This window comes from Pseudoalteromonas sp. SWXJZ94C (genome assembly GCF_015864385.1).
Lineage (GTDB): Bacteria > Pseudomonadota > Gammaproteobacteria > Enterobacterales > Alteromonadaceae > Pseudoalteromonas.
On the sequence record NZ_JADYXF010000006.1, the window covers coordinates 21,699 to 37,122 of the forward strand.

Annotated in this window: 13 protein-coding genes and 2 tRNA genes; all 15 read left to right on the forward strand. The window is 37.1% G+C overall.

Going from position 1 to position 15,424, the window contains the following annotated elements; all coding sequences use genetic code 11:
• Nucleotides 1–244 precede the first annotated feature (244 nt).
• The 15 genes from I6F65_RS03700 to I6F65_RS03770 all read left to right on the forward strand — a co-directional run bounded on the left by I6F65_RS03700 (nt 245) and on the right by I6F65_RS03770 (nt 15,341).
• Nucleotides 245–335: transfer RNA gene (locus I6F65_RS03700), tRNA-Ser, on the forward strand.
• Between the two features lie 85 nt (nt 336–420).
• A tRNA-Ser gene (locus tag I6F65_RS03705) sits at nt 421–511 on the forward strand.
• A gap of 371 nt (nt 512–882) precedes the next feature.
• Nucleotides 883–1,779, forward strand: a complete 897-nt coding sequence (locus tag I6F65_RS03710) for a LytTR family DNA-binding domain-containing protein (RefSeq protein WP_231613101.1) — start codon at nt 883–885, stop codon at nt 1,777–1,779.
• A 118-nt stretch (nt 1,780–1,897) separates the two neighbouring features.
• Complete coding sequence (locus tag I6F65_RS03715) at nt 1,898–2,710, forward strand: CPBP family intramembrane glutamic endopeptidase (RefSeq protein ID WP_197111608.1); 813 nt, start codon at nt 1,898–1,900, stop codon at nt 2,708–2,710.
• Between the two features lie 13 nt (nt 2,711–2,723).
• Nucleotides 2,724–2,969: a hypothetical protein gene (locus tag I6F65_RS03720; protein ID WP_024609851.1), complete on the forward strand. Its 246-nt coding sequence runs from the start codon at nt 2,724–2,726 to the stop codon at nt 2,967–2,969.
• Between the two features lie 174 nt (nt 2,970–3,143).
• Nucleotides 3,144–3,551: a hypothetical protein gene (locus I6F65_RS03725; RefSeq protein WP_024609850.1), complete on the forward strand. Its 408-nt coding sequence runs from the start codon at nt 3,144–3,146 to the stop codon at nt 3,549–3,551.
• 100 nt (nt 3,552–3,651) lie between these two features.
• Entirely contained in the window at nt 3,652–4,110 is a 459-nt protein-coding gene (locus tag I6F65_RS03730; protein ID WP_024609849.1) for a GAF domain-containing protein, read from the forward strand.
• Nucleotides 4,110–4,394, forward strand: coding sequence for a hypothetical protein (locus tag I6F65_RS03735; RefSeq protein ID WP_024609848.1), 285 nt, complete (start codon nt 4,110–4,112; stop codon nt 4,392–4,394). Before I6F65_RS03730 ends, I6F65_RS03735 begins: the two co-directional genes overlap by 1 nt.
• Before the next feature lie 8 nt (nt 4,395–4,402).
• Nucleotides 4,403–5,053, forward strand: a complete 651-nt coding sequence (gene proQ, locus I6F65_RS03740) for an RNA chaperone ProQ (protein WP_024609847.1) — start codon at nt 4,403–4,405, stop codon at nt 5,051–5,053.
• A gap of 26 nt (nt 5,054–5,079) precedes the next feature.
• Nucleotides 5,080–7,104 carry a carboxy terminal-processing peptidase gene (gene prc, locus I6F65_RS03745; protein WP_197111610.1) on the forward strand — a complete coding sequence of 675 codons (2,025 nt, stop codon included), beginning with the start codon at nt 5,080–5,082 and terminating at the stop codon, nt 7,102–7,104.
• Nucleotides 7,105–7,285: 181 nt separating this feature from the next.
• On the forward strand, nt 7,286–8,749 hold the full coding sequence (gene nhaC / locus I6F65_RS03750; protein ID WP_197111612.1) for a Na+/H+ antiporter NhaC: 1,464 nt from the start codon (nt 7,286–7,288) through the stop codon (nt 8,747–8,749).
• Nucleotides 8,750–8,793: 44 nt separating this feature from the next.
• A complete protein-coding gene (gene pepN / locus I6F65_RS03755; protein WP_197111614.1) occupies nt 8,794–11,388 on the forward strand; it encodes an aminopeptidase N in 2,595 nt (864 codons plus the stop codon).
• Nucleotides 11,389–11,610, forward strand: a complete 222-nt coding sequence (locus I6F65_RS03760; protein ID WP_033024233.1) for a DUF2835 family protein — start codon at nt 11,389–11,391, stop codon at nt 11,608–11,610.
• Nucleotides 11,611–11,863: 253 nt separating this feature from the next.
• On the forward strand, nt 11,864–13,963 hold the full coding sequence (locus tag I6F65_RS03765) for a DUF1302 domain-containing protein (RefSeq protein ID WP_166109142.1): 2,100 nt from the start codon (nt 11,864–11,866) through the stop codon (nt 13,961–13,963).
• 13 nt (nt 13,964–13,976) lie between these two features.
• Nucleotides 13,977–15,341 (forward strand): DUF1329 domain-containing protein, encoded by a 1,365-nt coding sequence (locus I6F65_RS03770; RefSeq protein ID WP_166109141.1) that lies wholly within the window; start codon nt 13,977–13,979, stop codon nt 15,339–15,341.
• Nucleotides 15,342–15,424: the final 83 nt, after the last annotated feature.

A 15,424-nucleotide genomic window follows, 5' to 3' on the forward strand; every position in this document is an offset into this window, starting at 1 on the left:
GAGCTCCTTAAGTGAAACGTGTGTTTCGATAATTTAACTAAAATTAGATTACCAACTCTTATATGTTTGGGCAAACCTTTGTAGATCAATAGAGTCAAATATTTAAATAAAAGTTCATTTGCGATGATATTTTATATATTTAGCTTTAAGTTTGAACAATTTAGTTGTTTTTTAAGCACTTGAAAAATTAATTTAAAAAAAAGCTTCACAAAAGGGATAGGTTTCCCTAATATGCAGGTCGTGCGGAGAGATGGCAGAGTGGTCGAATGCACCGGTCTTGAAAACCGGCATGGGTTTATAGCCCATCTAGGGTTCAAATCCCTATCTCTCCACCACTTATTTAATAGGTGTGTGGTAATTAAAGTATCATTCATTTAAATAGTTATTAGTACACTCTTACTTTTAACTTAGAGCAGTATCGGAGAGATGGCAGAGTGGTCGAATGCACCGGTCTTGAAAACCGGCATGGGTTTATAGCCCATCTAGGGTTCAAATCCCTATCTCTCCACCATATAACAAAATAGCCCGCTAATTTAGCGGGCTTTTTTGTGTTTGGAACAAAATCAGTGCACTTATACCAATCCGCAATAATACTTAATCATTTTGCGGGGCTAAACGTGTCGCTCCCTGCGTTAAAAAACTCTCATTTAGAACAACTAAATAGCGAATTTTTTGCCTAGCTATCAACACGTTTTTCCGCCCTCAAAATAGACCACTTAATTAAGCGAATTGGTATTACATGTTTTATCTCTCATTAGTAAAATCTTAAAAGCAGATAGAATTGCTCACACAACACCTTCTGCTGTTAAATAACGTTGATGTTCTCTTCCTTTTTTTGTTTTTAATAAAACTACCATCACAAAAATTTTTAAATGAGTTGGAATGCACATATTAATGTGTGCTATTTTTAAATATTGGTGGATTAAAGGTATGCAAAATAGGATGTTGTGGCTCAAAGATGATCTAGATTCGAGAAAGTTAGTTGTATATCGTGCCGTCATGTTTTCGTTTATAGCGCTTTTTGTACTTTTTGTATTTCAACCTTTTGGCACTTCAAGCGATACCGAGTCTTACAAGTTTCTGCGGCTTTTTGGCTATGGGTTAGTAACCTTTTGTGCTTTGCTATTGTCAGGTTTTATAGAAATAGTGTTACTTAAGTTTAAGCTAAGTAAATTAAGCCGTTTAATTATTATTCCTATCACATATATTTTAATTACTGCGTTATTCAATCATGGGTATTTTGTGGTTGCTGTACTTGGGTCTTGGCATTGGCAGAATCAATTACTTTTTGTAGGGTATATTTTTTGTATTGGTGTATTTCCTCTTATTTTTTTACTTGTGGTAAATAAGCATGTAATAGATTTAACTAAGCCAAGTACAGTTAGCGTCGATCAAGAGCAGTTGAGAGAAGTTGAATTAAAGACAATTACTCTTAAAGGCGATAATAAAAACGACGAAATTAACACGGCTCATCACCATATTTTATTTATTAAATCTTCAGACAACTATTGTGAAATAACAATAATGGAAGGAGCTTCAACTTCACGTAAACTATTACGTGTATCTCTTAGCGGTTTATTAAAGCAGCTTCCAGAAAATACAATTATATTACGATGCCACCGTTCTTATGCGGTTAACCTGCAAAACATTCAGCACTACAGTGGTAATGCTGGAGGGTTGCAATTATCGCTGCATACAATTGATATTAAAATACCGGTGTCTCGTTCTTATGTAAAAGTAATAAAGGATGCTTTGTCATTAATCCCAAAAACATGTTAATCCCCCCTAAAACATGGGCTTTATACCTCGTCTTGTAATTGAGACCTAATATGTCGCTTTGTATTTTTACTATAGCCAAGATTAAGTTGAAATTAACAACTTAACGAGGAAAGTAGATATGAAATACGCTATCAAGGCACTTGTAATAATTTCTATATTTGTGTTTTGCCACTATGTAATGAGGCAGCTTTGGGGAGAAGGTTGGTCTAGCTGGTTGTCTGAACTTGATAATCTAACTGGCATTTTATTTACCCCCGCTAAATATACTTTTTTATATGGACCGTTAGTTATTGCGGCTATTATTTTGTTTAAACAAAGTGAGCCTTTTGAATCTATAGGGCTTAATTCTTCTGGTTTTATTAACTATGCACTCGCAGCAATTATTTGTTGTGCTCCTATGGCAATAGGTTATGGATTTTTGAGTGATGAACTTAACCTATCAATACCAGCAATAATCACCGGCTCAGTTTATGCGGGTTTTTTTGAAGAGCTAATTTTTAGGGCTGCATTGTTTGGTGTTTTATTTAAATATTGTAGATGGGGCTTTGTGCCTGCGGCATTAATTAGTTCAGTAATATTTGGCCTGGGTCATATTTATCAAAGTAATGATGCGATTTCTGCATTAATGGCGGTTGCGATCACTACTGTAGCAGGTACATGGTTTGCGTGGCTATATTGTGAATGTGGTTATCGTATTTGGTTTCCTATGTGGATGCATATTTTTATGAATGCAGCTTACGGAATATTTGGTATGTCGGGCGGCGCAGCAGGTGATCTACAAGGTAACTTATTTAAAGCAACAGCCATTGTGTTAAGTATTGTGTATGTTGAGATGCTAATTCGACGAGGAAAGCAGCGCGAAGTTACATTATCAAAATTATTTCAATGCACTAAAAGTGGCCTTTATACGCAACAAGCTTACTTAAATTGATTGGGAAACGACCATGCTAGAACTATTTATTGTAATAATTATATTTAGCTCACCCTTTTTGATTCTTACTATTACTAAACGTTATTTCACCTATAAAACTACAATAATGGCAGCGCAAGTAAAATTTAAAGGACTGAATAATAATAAGATAACAAAATTAGAGGAACAAACAGCGATGTTGAACAAAAGATTGGCAGTGCTAGAGGAAATAGTAACATCTCGCCACTTTGAGTTATCAAATAAAATAGCTCAGTTATAAGCACTTTGATAAGTATAACCCAAACGTATGAGTCTATTAATTTATTAATAGGCTCATACTGCAATAAGGTTTATTTTTAATCATAAATTACGACCATAGTCTCTATTTCTAAGCTTTAGATCTTGGTGCATGCTTAATACATTAAAATTTATACTCTGTATTAAGGATTATTAGATGAAACATCAACTCGCAAAAAGCGTCGCGCTTTCATTATTGTCCCCGGTAATTATTGGCAGCTTGTTAGGATTGTATTATGCACTAACGCTACAGGGTGATTTCTTATCCGTATTTTTTCAACTGTTGATGACTGCTATCTCAAATGCACATATTGTAGGCTTAACGATGGCGGCCTTTGTTGTGCCAGGGTACTTACTAATGTTTAAGTATTCTAAAGTTAATTATTCAGGTGTATTAACGCTTGGTTTGTTAGGTGGCGCTATATTTAGTTACTTATTAAGTGCCTCTACTGGCGAGATATTTTTGATTAATAGTGTTATGTCAGCATTTGCGGCCGGACTGTTTTTATTTGGTCTTCGCAAATCGGTAAAAAATAATCGCAGCATTATTAACCAAGCACGCTGATAAACGGTGCGATTTCCTTTTTTTTACCTTCAAAAGGTTCCAATTTTTCACGACAAAGAGTACCTTTAGCTACTGTCTGTTTAATAAGAAGTAGTTTGGTATGCAAAAGCACGATTTTTACCAGTCATTAGTTAAGCAAACTGAATCGCTGATAGCTGGTGAATCTAATGTAATTGCCAATTTGGCAAATATAAGCGCGCTGTTATTTACCTCTTTAGAAGATGTAAATTGGGCGGGTTTTTACTTTATGGATTCTCCTACTGAATTAGTACTTGGCCCGTTTCAAGGTAACCCTGCATGTATTCGTATCCCAGTAGGGAAAGGGGTATGTGGAACTGCAGCAGCAACCGCAGAAACACAATTAATTGAAGATGTTCACGCTTTTGATGGGCATATAGCCTGTGATGCAGCGTCTAACTCTGAATTAGTTGTACCTATCATGAAACATGGTAAAGTATTTGCCGTACTCGATATCGATAGTCCAAGTATTGGCCGATTTGATACTGATGACAAAGCCGGTCTTGAAGCATTAGTAAAATGCTTAGAGGCGAGCCTGTAATGAAAGATTTGCTAAATGTTCAAGACTACCTATTTGCTGTACAAGATGTTGGCGACTGGGAAGGCGAAGAAGAACATGTAGCGGAAACGCTCAATGATTTGATTCACATAGCTTGGGATCGTCTTCCAGATGATGCAGAGTGTGAGTTTATTGATGAAACAATTAATGGTATTTGGGAACACCTTCGAGGTGATATGGCTGTAATTGAAGCTGACTTTGAAGAGCTGGTCGACTGGGTAATACACTACGTCGATTCGTCCCTTGATGAAAGATGTGAAAAATAGGTTCTAAAATGGAAACCACAAACAAGCTAAAAGATATTAATGAAGTGTTGGAATTTTTATATCAAGAATTCCCTCAATGTTTTAAACAAAAAGACGGTATCAAACCGCTTAAAGTCGGTATTTTTAAAGATATTGCTGAGCGTATTGAAGGGTCTGAAAAAGTAAGTAAGACTCAAGTACGTCAAGCGCTTAGAAAATACACGTCTAATTGGCGTTATTTAGAAGCTGTGACTAAGTCAGAGTTTCGTATTGATCTTGATGGTAATCAAGCTGAAAAAGTTGAGCAAGAGCATATCGACCATGCACAAAAAGCATTGGAAGAAAGCCGCGCTAAAATGGCAAAACGCAAAAAACAACAGCGTCCTCGCCAAGATTCTGATTCAAAATCTTTCAAGAAAAAACCAGCTCATGCTAGCAAAACAGGTGACAAAAATGCTTCACCTGCTAATAAATCTGCTAAAGCAGCACCGGTTAAGCGTTCAGGAAAAATTGAACCTTTACCAGCAACTGAGGTCAAGGTTAATAACAAGGTTAAGGTTAAACTTGGCCAAGCACTTGTAAATGCAGTAATCACTGAAGTAAACAAAGACGACGTTCATGTTGAATTAGTGACAGGTATGCAAGTTAAAACCAAAGCTGACAGCTTATACATCATTTAAGTTGTAAATAAATTAAGGAGTTGTGTATGAGTAAAAAGTTTACGCTCATTCCGTTAGTTGCTGCCCTGTTTTCAGGTTCATTATTTGCTGCTGTAGAAGCCGTTACGATAGATGATTTGCCTTTACTTAAGCAAGAAAGTCAACATGGTACTGCCAGCAAGCGAGTGGCTAGCTTATTTGCTCGTTCACACTATATACCGGTTCGATTTAACGATGAGCTTTCTAGTAAAGTTTACGATCGTTATATCGAATCCCTTGATTTTAATAAAAGCGTTTTTTTAGCAAGTGATATAGCTTCTTTTGAACAGTATCGTGATGACTTTGATAACGCTTTAACTACCGGTAAATTAGGCTTTACGTTTGATATTTTTAATCTAAGCCTTAAACGCCGCTTTGAACGTTACGAGTATTCACTTACTTTGCTTGAAAAAGAAATGACGTTTGATAAAGAAGATGAATACTTTTTTGACCGCGAAGATGCAGCATGGCCAACATCGCAAACTGAACTTGACGAAATTTGGCGAGAACGTGTTAAGTACGATGCTTTACGTTTAAAAATGACCGGTAAAGATTGGGAAGGCATTAAAGAAGTGCTGACCAAACGTTACAAAAATGCAGAAAAGCGTTTAGTACAATCAAACCCTGAAGATGCATTTCAATTAGTATTGAATTCTTTGGCACGTAGTATTGAGGCACATACGTCTTACTTATCACCACGTCGTGCTGAACAGTTTAAAATGGACATGGACCTAGAACTTGAAGGTATAGGTGCTGTATTAAGTCCAGATGAAGATTATACGGTTATCCGCAGTTTAGTACCGGGTGGCCCAGCAGATAAGACTGATCAGATAAAAGCTGACGATCGCATTATTGGTGTTGCTCAAGATGACGAAGAATTCGTTGATGTTATTGGCTGGCGTTTAGATGATGTAGTCGACTTAATAAAAGGTCCTAAAGGGACCAAAGTACGTTTACAGTATTTAAAAGGCGCTGATGCACATGGCACGCCTAAAGTTGTTGAAATCACGCGTGATAAAATTCGCTTAGAAGACAGAGCAGCTAAGTCAGAAGTATTTGAAGCTAAATATTCTGATTTAACAAGCAAAGTTGGAGTAATCGAAATTCCTGGTTTTTACAATAATCTTTCAAAAGATGTAAAAGTAGAACTTGCGAAGCTTAAAGAACAGAAAGTTGATGGGATTATTATTGATCTGCGTCAAAATGGCGGTGGTTCTTTATATGAAGCAACACAGCTCTCGGGATTGTTTTTTGATCAAGGTCCTGTTGTTCAGATTCATACTTTAAATAACCGAATTGAAGAGCAGAGAGACCGTGATGGTATTACTTATTACGATGGTCCGCTTACTGTACTAGTAGACAGATACAGCGCCTCGGCATCTGAAATATTTGCTGCTGCAATGCAAGACTACGGTCGTGCTGTTATTATTGGCGAGCAAACGTTTGGTAAAGGTACTGTACAACAGCATAAAGGGTTAGGTCGCCCATACGATTTATACGACAACGAGCTTGGTAGTGTGCAATATACTATTGCTAAGTTTTACCGCATAAATGGTGGTAGTACACAGCACAAAGGCGTTATTCCAGATATTTCATTTCCATCAGCAATTGATCCTGCTGAGTGGGGCGAAAGCAAACAAGATAATGCTTTGCCATGGGATAGTATTGTTAAAGCTAAGTACAATAAATTGCATAACTTAACGCCAGTTATTACGTATCTTGAAAAATATCATGAAGAGCGTATTAAATCGGAACCAGAGTTTGGTTATGTATTTGACGACATTGCTTTGTACAATGAAGAGAAAGATCGTAAAACAATATCTTTAGTTGAAGCAAAACGTATTAAAGAAAAAGATGAAGGTGAAGCACGTGCACTTGTACGTACAAACGAACGTCTTAAGCGTTTAGGTAAAGATCCGGTTGAAAACCTAGATGACCTACCAGAAGTAATTGAAGAGCTTGACCCGTTTTTAGAAGAAGCGGCATTAATTACTCAGGATTACATTAAATATGGTCGTATAGCTAAAAAATAACTATTGGTTTTACCTCTATAAAAAAGGCGCTTTAGCGCCTTTTTTACTACCTATAATTTACTAAATTGCTATAATTACCGATTACATAAAGTTGGGTTGATATTGCATTACCCAATTCATGCGCTAAATGTGCTAAAAATAATAATTAAACACACATTAAGTGTGTGTAGGAGTCTCTACTTTGAAGCCATTGGAAGATAAACCAATCAAGCCCGCCTCGTTTTTTGACGCACTCATTCCTATCTCTGTTTTAATATGCTTGTTAGGTGCAGCCGTATATTTATTTGGTGATAGTTCATCATCAGGTCCGAATCAAATTGCACTTTTATTTGCTACTTTTGCAGCCGCATTAATTGGTCTTAAAAATGGCTATACGTGGAAAAAACTAGAACAAGCTATGATTGAAGGTATTACCTTATCGCTTGGTGCTATTTTAATTTTATTAATGGTAGGTGCTTTGATAGGCACTTGGTTGCTATCAGGGACTGTTCCTACCTTAATATACTATGGCTTACAGGTTATAAACCCAAGTTGGTTTTATGCAGCAAGTTGCTTAATTTGTGGCATTGTAGCAATGAGTATTGGAAGTTCTTGGACAACCGCAGCAACTATTGGTGTTGCGTTACTTGGTGTTGCTACTGGTCTTGGGCTTGAGCAAACAGTTACAGCAGGCGCTGTAATTTCGGGCGCCTATTTTGGTGATAAGCTAAGTCCGCTATCGGAAACAACTAATCTAGCACCTGCTGTTGTTGGTGCTGATTTATTTGAGCATATTCAACATATGCTATGGACAACAGTTCCCAGCTTTGTAATAGCGCTTATTATATTTATATTTATGGGTTTTAATGCCACAGCGTCAAGCGAGGCAGGGCGCATTGATGAAATTACAGCTATTTTACAACAAAACTTTAATATTGGTTTTGAAATGTTAATACCGTTAATTGTACTTTTAGTTTTAGCGATTAGAAAAATGCCTGCTTTCCCAGCTATTTCTATTGGCGCTGTAGTTGGTGCTATTTGGGCTATGTTATTTCAATCAGATTTAATTAGCAGCCAAATTGATGTATCTAAAGGTCAATTAGTCGGTTATTTTAAGTTGGTTTGGACTACCTTTTTTGATGGTTTTAGCATAAGTACCGGTGATGCTAAAATGGATTCATTACTCAGTGGCGGTGGTATGTCAGGTATGTTAACAACAACATGGTTGATAATGACCGCACTTATGTTTGGTGCCATTATGGAAAAAACGGGTCTTTTAGATATTTTTGTTAAAAGTATTCTTAAAATAGCTAAAAGTACGGGTTCACTAATAGCAGCAACGATTGCGACTTGTATTGGTACTAACGTTATAGCAGCAGATCAGTACATTGCAATTGTAGTACCTGGGCGTATGTTTAAAGATGAATACGAAAAACGGGGGTTAAAGCCTGTAAATTTATCTCGTACATTAGAAGATGGTGGCACTATTACAAGCCCACTGATTCCGTGGAACACTTGTGGTGCTTACATGCAAAGCGTTCTATTAATAAACCCTTTTGATTATGCACTTTACGCTTTCTTTAACTTAATCAACCCTGTTTTAGCGGTTATTTATGCCTACTTAGGTATTAAAATTTTACGTATTAAGCCAAAACAATCTGCCTAATTTAATTAGCTCCTTTGTTCAAAGGAGCTTTTTTTGGAGTATATATGACTGAATCAAGCAAACCTCAAACGCAATATTTAAAAGACTACAAAGCTCCGGATTTTTTAATTGACCACACAGAACTTACTTTTGATTTACAGCCTTTAACGACTAAAGTAAGTGCGTTGTTAACGCTAAATCGTAGTGGTGTTAAAAATGCACCATTAGTGCTAGATGGTATTAATTTACGCCTAATTTCTTTATCGATTGATACAGTTGATGTTACTGATTATGAAATAGTGGGCGAGCAACTTATTATAAATAACCTGCCAGATAGCTGCCAACTCAATATAGTGACAGAGATATCACCAGAAACGAATACATCACTAGAAGGGCTTTATTTATCGGGTGGTGCTTATAGCACGCAATGTGAAGCGCAGGGTTTTAGAAAAATTACGTATTACATGGATCGTCCTGATGTTTTATCTACATTTGACGTAACTATTATTGCCGATACTAAATACCCACATTTACTTTCAAATGGTAATAAAGTCGATAGTGGTGAAACAAAAGATGGTCGTCATTTTGCAAAATGGCAAGACCCGTTTAAAAAGCCAAGTTATTTATTTGCATTGGTTGCTGGCGATTTTGATGTTTTAAAAGATAATTACATTACTAAAAGTGGTAGAGATATTGAATTAGCGCTGTTTGTTGATAAAGGAAATTTGTCGAAAACTCCTCACGCAATCGCATCGCTAAAAAAAGCAATGCAGTGGGATGAAGAACGCTTTAATTTAGAGTATGACCTTGATATATATATGATTGTAGCCGTTGATTTTTTCAATATGGGCGCAATGGAAAATAAAGGTTTAAATATTTTTAATAGTAAATGTGTTTTAGCAAACCAAGAAACTGCAACGGATAAAGACTACCATACGATTGAATCGATAGTAGGGCATGAGTATTTTCACAACTGGACTGGCAACCGAGTTACCTGTAGAGACTGGTTTCAATTATCGCTAAAAGAAGGTTTAACGGTATTTAGAGATCAGGAGTTTAGTAGTGACTTAGGTTCACGGGCTTTAAACAGAATTGATGCAGTAAAAGTAATGCGTACTCACCAGTTTAGTGAAGATGCAGGACCTATGTCGCATCCTATTCGCCCTGAAAAAGTTATTGAAATGAATAACTTTTATACGGTTACCGTGTATGACAAAGGTGCTGAAGTGATTCGCATGATGCATACATTACTAGGTGAAACTAACTTTCAAAAAGGTATGACACTTTATTTTGAGCGACACGATGGCCAAGCAGTTACTTGCGATGACTTTGTGAGTGCAATGAGTGACGCATCGGGCGTAAGCCTTGAGCAATTTAAACGCTGGTATAGTCAATCGGGCACACCTCGTTTAAATACGATACAACATTATGACGCAAATATAAATACATACAGTTTAACAATAGAGCAAACTGCGCCTACTAATCAGGTAAATAATAAGTCATTGCATATTCCTTTTGCTATTGAATTATTGGATTCGAATGGTAAAAGCATTGAATTACAATATAAAGGCGAAAAAGTTGACTATGTACTTGATGTAACTAAAGATACGCAAACATTTAAGTTCGATAATATTACAGAACAACCGGTTGCTGTATTGCTTGAAGGTTTCTCGGCACCTTGTATTTTAACTCAGCAAACTAGTGAGCAAGATTTACTGCATATAATGCGTTTTGCTCGTAGTGATTTTTCACGCTGGGATGCTCAACAACAATTATTTATAAATGCAGTTAAAGATAATGTAATTAAAGCGAGTAGTAACCTATTAAGTGATGAGATTATTGAGTCGCTACGCGCCTTAGTAAGCTCAAAACAAGGTGATTTAGCATTAATTGCAGAACTACTAAAACTACCAAGTTTTGATACATTAGCGGCTGAATTTGACGTAATTCCAGTTGATGACATTATTGCCGTAACTAATGCGTTTGAAAAACAAATTGCCGAAGCTCTAACTGCTGAATTTATAACATGTTTTGAATCACTAATAGATGATGGGAGTGTAAGTGCAAGTGCGGTGGCTATTCGTTCATTAAAGCAGTTGTGTTTACATTATCTGGCTCAAACAGATAGTCCTCATGCATCAGACTTTATTAGGCATTCTGCTGGTTCATCTAATATGACCAATGTATTAGGTGCATTGAGCGCTGCAGTTAAAGCATCGCACCCAATTTGTAACGAGTTACTAAATCATTTTGATAGCCAGTGGCGTCATGATGTATTGGTTATGGATAAGTGGTTTGCTCTGCAAGCTATGCAAACCGCAGATGATGCTATTGCAAATATAAAAGCGTTATATGAGCACCCATGTTTTGATTTTTCAAATCCTAACCGCGTTCGCGCACTAGTGGGTAGTTTTAGCCATTTTAATACACAGCACTTTCATCGTGCTGATGGTGAGGGCTATGCGCTTTTAGGTGATTTATTAATAAAACTTAATGCAATAAATCCACAAAATGCATCTCGCATGCTTACTCCGTTTATGTCGTGGAAACGTTATGATGGTGAGCGTGCACAAGCGATGAAACAGCAACTATTACGTTTGGCTAATTTAGATGGTCTTAGCGATGATCTGTTTGAAAAAGTAGAGAAAGCGCTTGCCTAGATGACTGAGTATTATTTTAGTTTAAAACTGAGCTATAGCGACTGCATGGATTACTACCATGGTCGTTTTAGCTCATTGCAAGTAGTTGAAGATGGCGGGAAAACCATTCGTTTTTCTGCCCATCATTTAAGACCTTATATTTCTAGCCTGGGAATACGTGGTCGTTTTAGAATGTTATTAACCCCCGAAAACAAATTTATTCGCATTGAACGAGTGGCTTAACACTTTATTTTTATGTTATATAATTATAAAAATATTATCTTTTTGTTAATTTCAATTTGTCCTATTGTTAAATAACGTGTATAAATTATCTGGTACGACGTCTTACCAATACGTAAACGTCAGCCATTTAAAAAATTTATAACTGATTGGATGCGACTAATTTGTAATTTATCTAATTCGCTTCTATCGTTACGATTACACTAAAAACAATAACTTGATCACACAAAATGACCCGCGACAGGGGGGAACCACAATGATAAGAAGATCGCTTTTTGTTCGAAATAAAATTGTTTTAGGTCTAGCAGCCGCTAGCTTAGGGCTATCTGCAGCCAACACACACGCTGTAACATTTGAGGCCGGAGGGTTTGATATTACCTTCGATTCAACTTTTTCATATGGACAGAGTACTCGAGTAGAAGACAGGGACTTTAACTTAATAGGTAAAAGTAACAATCCTGCTTTTGATTGGACAGGCTATCATCCTGCATCAAATACAATTTATTCATCACAAGATGTATGGGCTCAACCGGGTTCATACTCAAATAATGGTGATGCAGGTAATTTAAATTTTGATAGCGGTGATTCATTTTCTAAATTATTAAAGGGTACGCACGACTTATCAATCAATAAAGATAACTATGGTCTGTTTACTCGTTTTATGTATTTTTACGACTTTGCACTTATGGATGGTTATCATGCCTATTCCAACCCAACGTCTGGTGAAGGTGTAGACCCATGTGACGATAGAGCGACAAAAGCGCAAAGCTGTGCAGATATTCGTTTACTTGATGCGTTTGTATGGGCTGATTTCGATTTAAATGATGGTAATAACCCTCTTTCTGTTCGAATTGGTCAACAAGTAGTTAACTGGGGAGAAAGTACACTTATCTCTCATGGTATTAACGTAAACCCAGTTGATATAGACCGTTTAAAAGCACCAGGTGCTGAGCTTAAAGAAGCGTTTATTCCGGTTGGAATGTTGTGGGCTTCATTAGGTATTACTGAAAATATTACCCTTGAGGGTTTTTATCAGTACCAATGGCAAGAAACTCGCTTGCCAGCTGCGGGCACTTATTTTTCTACTAATGATTTTGCTGCTGAAAATGGCTATCAACAAAATGTTCAACTGGGTTTTACTTCTAATCCTGATATAGATTTAGCATTTTTAACAAATAGCTTAAATAACTTAACCACAGATTTTGCTCAAGCCGCTGCAGCTCAAGGTATTGATCCTTCAAGTGCAGAGGGCAGTGCATTACTAGCTCAAATGTATCTTGCGCATCCAACTAAGGTTGCGTTAAAAGGTAAAGGCGATGATGGTAAGTCAGAACCAGATGATGGTGGTCAATACGGCTTACGCCTAGGTGTGTTTTTACCTGATTTTAATGACACTGAGGTTGCATTATATCATGTGAATTATCATAGTCGCCGTCCACTTATTTCTGGTCGTGTATCTAACTTTACTTCAGAAGCAATTGCTCAAGATTTATCGATATTGCTAAGTGGTACTGAAATTACTAGCAATAATATTTCTGAGCTTCAAGCCTTTTCTAAAGCAACCAACGAATACCCAGAAGATATTAAGCTTTATGGTTTAAGTTTTAATACGTCATTGGGCGAAACTGCATTTGCAGGTGAGTTTACTTTTCGCGAAGATGAACCACTGCAAATTGATGACGTTGAGTTACTTTACACAGCAATGCCTGAGCAGTTAGCTGTTGCTGGTATTCGCCCTGATTTTGCTGGTATTTCACAGATGAGTTTTGGCGATGCTATAAGCTCTGTAGGTCCGGGTGAAATTGCACAAGGTTATATTGAACGCAACACATCACAGTTACAATTTACTGCGACTCATTTATTTGGTCCTTCATTGGGAGCTGATAGTTGGGCTGTAGTAGGTGAAGTAGGTGGAGTACGTATTCACAGTATGCCTACTTATGATGAGATGCGTTTAAATGTATCGGGTACAGGTAGAAGCGGAACAATTACCGGTCCAGGTACTACTGATTACTCAACATTACAACTTGGTTTATCTAATGGTGCAGAAGAGAAGTCATTCGCGACAGCTTCATCATGGGGTTATCGTCTAATTGCTAAAGGTGATTACTTTAATCTTTATAATGGCATTAACTTTTCACCACGTTTTGTTTTTTCTCATGACGTAAATGGTAATACGCCAGATCCTATGTTCTTATTTATTGAAGACCGTAAGTCATTAGGCGCAACCATGAACTTTAATTACCAAAATGCGTGGTCACTTGATGTGAGCTACAACTCGTTTTGGGGTGGCGGTGATATAAATACTTTCTCAGACCGCGACTACGTTTCTTTTAATCTAAAATATTCTATTTAGGGGTAACATTACTATGATTAATAAACCTACCCTCATTGCTACAGCTTTTTGTAGTTTGTTTGCAAGCAGCGCAGCTTTAGCAAAATTGAGCGCTGAAGAAGTTGCTCACTTAGGTAAAGACTTAACACCACTTGGCGCAGAAAAAGCAGCTAATGCAGATGGATCTATTCCTGCTTGGAATAATGGTATTACAACTGCACCTGCTGGCTATGAGCCTGGGATGCACCACCTAGACCCATTTACTGCCGATAAAGTGCTTTTTACTATTGATAAAAGTAATATTGATAAGTACAAGGCAAACTTAAGCCCAGGGCAAATTGCATTATTTGAAGCGTATCCAGATACATTTAAAATGCCAGTATACGAAACTCGCCGTTCTGCTTCTTTTCCTCAATTTGTTTATGATGCTACGAAACAGTTTGCAGCAACAGCTGAACTAGTTGAAGGCGGAAACGGAATTAAAAATACAGCAATTGGTATTCCATTTCCTATTCCTAAAACAGGGCTAGAGGCTATTTGGAATCATTTGCTACGTTATCGCGGGCAGTCTATTGAACGTTTTGGTGGTCAAGCAGCACCAACGGCATCAGGTACTTATAACTATGTAGGTTTTGATGAGCAGTTACTGGTTAAATATTCAGACCCTAGTGCAACACCAGCAGAGCTGCAAGATTCAAATATTTTGTTTAAGTTTAAACAAAGCGTTACAGAGCCAGCTCGTTTAGCGGGTACTGCATTATTAGTTCATGAAACAATGGATCAAATATTAACGCCGCGCCAAGCATGGACTTATAACTCAGGACAACGCCGCGTTCGACGTGCACCTAATGTTGCATACGATGCACCAGGTACCGCAGCAGATAGCTTACGTACTACTGACGATTTTGACATGTTTAATGGCTCGCCTAATCGCTATAACTGGACACTAAAGGGTAAGCAAGAGTTATATATACCTTACAACAGCTATAAACTTCATAGTGATAAGCTAGAGTACGATGATATTTTAATGCCTGGGCATATAAACCCAGAACATACACGTTACGAAAAACACCGTGTTTGGGTTGTTGAAGCTAACTTAAAAGATGATACACGTCATATCTATAAAAAACGTGTGTTTTACATCGATGAAGATAGCTGGCAAGTTCAGGTTACAGATATTTATGATAACCGTGATCAACTTTATCGCGTAGCAATGGCTTATGGTCTTAACTATTACGAAGTGCCTACCCAGTGGAGCACATTAGAAGTTTATCATGATTTGAATTCTCGCCGTTATTTAGCAATTGGTTTAGATAACCAAGAAAAAATGTACGATTTTTCACAATCGTTTAACGATAACGAGTTTACATCAAGCGCATTGCGTCGCGCTGGTAGATAGTTATAAAGTAGGCATCTAGCTAATATGTTAGATGCCTTTCTCCTTTCTCATCGCGTTTGTCTTTTTCACGCGCTGGACCTTCC